Genomic DNA, 3,812 nt, shown 5'->3' with positions numbered 1-3,812 from the left:
GAAGATGATAAGCACTATTATAACCAAACCACCAACAACTAGCTTAAGAATTGGTAGAAAGCCGGGTTGTTCCCAAATAGGCGCATCTTCAATTTCACCTGCATCCATACGGGTAAAGGGTACGCTAACAACTTCTAAGGAGTCACCACGAGTAACATCGAAGCCAATGCCGCCCTGTAAAAGTCGACGAATGTTTAGGATTTCTTCTTGCTTGCGCGGTGTTGGCGTCATCGCGCCATCTTCACCCGCATGTGGATTGAGGCCCGTCACACCGATCCGAGGCGCTGCAATACCAAATTTATGTATCAGATCATGGTGCGCAACGCGGACAGTTTCAACTATTCGACCAACCGTTAAGCGAGAAAAAACCTCTTTAAGCGCGATGTGAATGGTCACGGGTATGGCGCGCTTATCTTTGTGCGCTAGCATCATAACCGGGCGAGGCGAAACACCTTCTTGTGCACACAAAGCTGCTAAAAACTCAGTATGTCCGGGGTACTTAAACCCCGCTTCATAGAGGTTGGCTTTATGAATTGGCGCGGTAACCACTGCCCGTGCCTGTTTTGCACGAACAGCACCAACAGCCTGTTCAATAGATGCGGTCACGATGGCCGCATTTTCCTTGTCCAAAAAACCGGGTACGTCCGTTGCACGCGCAGCTAAAGGCATTACGGGCAGTGCGGTATCAAACACGTCTGCTGCCTGTTCAAGGGTGTCAATTTGACGAACGGCAATTTCCAATTTCAACCGTGCAGCGCGCGCTCCTAGAAACTGCACATCACCAAAAACGGCAAAACATGGCAATGGCTTCTTCACGCGGTTTGCAAATAGCTGCAAGGTCAGGTCGGGGCCAATGCCTGCGGGTTCACCCAATGTGAGGGCCAGCGGTATCAGTGCTTTTTGCATATGCGATTAGCGTCTTTCGATAGACGCTTCTTTGCGTAGCTTATCAAGATAAGCTTCAGATTCACTTTCAAGTTTCTCCGAGCCTACTTCGTTGCGCAATTTGTTTTTCACAAAGGTCAGGTCTTCCGCGGCACTTTTTTGACAAACGGCAAGCATTTGCACGCCGTTCGCAACGGTACGAGGTTTGGAAATTCCACCAACGGAGAGCTTCGCAAGTTCTGCCGCAACCGGGTCAGGCAGTTGGGTGGAGTGGCGGCGGCCCAATTTGCGCACGGCAGCATCACGATAAGAAAGCGAAAGGTCCACTGCGCTGTCGCATCCATTGAAGTTTTTGCGGTACTGGTTGGCTTGCGCTGTGCGAGACTTTACCGAGCCACCAGCAGAATTCAAAAAAACGATTTCGGTGAGCATATAGTCGTAAGAGGTTGTTTCACCTAGCTTTTCTTTGGCAGCTAGATCAAGGTCCAAATCCGAGATTTGAACCTTTTGGCGGAGCACATTTGCCACAACCGCCTGCCATGCATATTGAGCGCGCAACCGGTCCTTTAAGGTTTTGGTTTGCACCCCGGCGGCATTCAAAATCTGGGTCAATTTGTTCGCACTCAGTTTCGCGTTGATCGCAATTCGAGTATAGGCCTCATCGACAGCCTTTTCGTTTGCTTCAAAACCAAGTCGACGAGCTTCGGACAACATGACGGCTTCATCAATCAGTTCTTTTTCCGCAAGTTTGCGTCGGTCCGCATTGGATTTTCCACGACGTTCCAAGCGCATAAATAGAGCGCGTTGGTTGATGTCGTAATCGGTCACTGTTTTGCCGTTCACAACCATTTTGACCTGCGCCGCATGGGCAGTGCCAGATACTGAAGTTAAGCTAAGCAGTGCAATGAGGATCAAACCTATGATGCGCATCGAATGGTTCCCGTATATTGAGTTTTTCGCTTGAATGCTGTGTTAGCATGAGTGCGCAACGATTGCGGCCTTTTTTTGAGCGTCAGATCAAAAATTGTGATCGTAACCCACATCTGCGAGCATTTTTAGTTTCAAACTGACCCCAACACGGCCACCTTTGGTGCCGCTGCGATCTGAATGATAAAAAATGCTGCCTTGCGTGTAATTGTCGTCATAGCCTAACGAAATGCCATAATTGTTCAGTTTTGAGCCCACAATGTCATATCGAGCGTTCGCCCCGACTGTCCAATAGTCGTCAATCGGCACTGCAAGATTGCCACCAATTTCATGGCGGTCTGCGCTAACACCGGGCGCCATTGCTTTGGATTGATAGGCGTAGTCGATACCAGCAGAAAACAATTCTCCAGAATATTTTCCAGCAACTACGGCCCGATCAATCGATGTGCTATTGGGGTCAATTAGCGTTTTTGCGCCCAACTCAACACCAGCAAAAGGCGCGCCTTTTGCTGCGACCACAATGTGTGAAAGGCCATCGCTTACGCCCGAGCCGCGACCGGTTTGATAAGGATTGGCAAGAGCCGCGCTGTTGGTGCCGCCAATTTGAATGGATTGACCAATTGCAAGATCAAACCAACGCCCGTCGGTTAAATCAGCATGATAGGTGACGCCATAAGTTGCTCGCGTGCCAGTTTCTTGCCTGTCAGTGCCTGAAAAGCGATTGAAGCTGAACAAGTTCGTATCATCAAACACAAAGCTCTGCGCGTCATCATTGGTGATCCCTGGTGAGGAATCGCCACCGCGTGAAACGATCTGCAGGCGAGGGGTGACAAAGTGGTTTGCCCCTTCGCTCCGCGCCATCAATGGCCAGCTCACATCAAGCGCTGCGATGGGCGTTATAGAATGGGTTATGCTGGTGGCTGGTGCATTTGCGTGCGTGCTTGCGCTCTCATATTGCGCCACATCACCACGCACGCCAACATAAGGAGAAATCAGCACTCCGGCGGGCAAGACCCATTGGTCGCGCCACGCAGCTTGCACGCTTGCATGTGTCTTTTCACCAGCGAAGCCTTCAACATAATCAACACCGCCCACGGTGGAGGAACTATCGGCCTCCCGCGTGATGCGGGTTAATTGACCGTCAAGTGCGACTTCGCCCATGCCGTTGGGCGCTTTAGCCACATGATGGCCAAGGATTGTTGGCAGAACTTGACCCTGTTTGGCTTCGTTCGTTGCCCCGTCTTCACCCAGTCCCACGTAATATTCCGCTCGAGCGTCTATATAGGTGTCGTTGGTTAGTTGAGTGGCAAATATCCGCTGCGTTGCATAATCGCCATCACGACGACCTTTGTTGTAGTCAAGAGCGAAAGAACGATCGGAATAAGCAGAGGCTTGAGCGCCCGCTTTCCATCCATCGTCCAGAGCAAGGTCCACTTTGCCTTGCATTCCACCGCGCAGGTTTGTGTCGCCAATTTTACCGGCATAGGCCCATGGCGAAAGCTGGTAAATGCCCCATGCGTCTGCCGAATAACTTGCAAAACCAACCTGTTTTTTCCAGTTCAACTCGCCCAGAACACCTTGCCGCGTGTAAAATTCGGGAGTCAATGTCAGTCCATATTCGGGTTGATGCCAAACAAAGCCAGGATAGACAACAGCAACGCCTTTTTCCGCACTGTAGGATATGCGGGTGCGCACAAGGTCTTCAATGTTGGTCAAAGAAGGGTCGGGCAGGGCAAGCCAAGGCAAGTAGGCAATAGGAATGCCAGCGATCTCAAGCGATCCGCCTGTAAAATAGATCGTTTTCTTTTCCGTATCACGCAAAATGGTGGCAGACTTAACGCGCCAACCAATTTGCCGACCTTTTGCATCCACGCAGTTCCCGCAAGGGGTAAGCGATGCGTCGTTTAAAAACAGAGTGTTGCCTGGGCGGATTTCAGCATCAGCAGCACTGAGGCGCATGCCATTGCTGGTTTCAAAAATCAGCGATTTTAAGAAGCCCT

At 50.7% G+C, this 3,812-nt stretch carries 3 protein-coding genes; all 3 read right to left on the bottom strand.

The features are described 5' to 3' along the window. Positions 1 to 906, bottom strand: a 906-nt coding sequence (locus Q0231_RS11390) for a 4-hydroxythreonine-4-phosphate dehydrogenase PdxA (RefSeq protein ID WP_299347756.1), incomplete at its 3' end; no start/stop codon positions are given. 6 nt (positions 907 to 912) lie between these two features. Next, positions 913 to 1,815 (bottom strand): peptidylprolyl isomerase, encoded by a 903-nt coding sequence (locus Q0231_RS11385; RefSeq protein ID WP_269392113.1) that lies wholly within the window; start codon positions 1,813 to 1,815, stop codon positions 913 to 915. Between the two features lie 87 nt (positions 1,816 to 1,902). After that, positions 1,903 to 3,812 (bottom strand): LPS assembly protein LptD (locus Q0231_RS11380; protein ID WP_299347755.1); only part of this gene is annotated, 1,910 nt, incomplete at its 5' end.

It is taken from the genome of uncultured Maritalea sp. (assembly GCF_937139385.1).
GTDB classification, from domain to species: Bacteria; Pseudomonadota; Alphaproteobacteria; order Rhizobiales; family Devosiaceae; genus Maritalea; species Maritalea porphyrae_A.
Note: the sequence above shows the minus strand (reverse complement) of the source record. Positions and strands in the feature narration are given on the sequence as shown.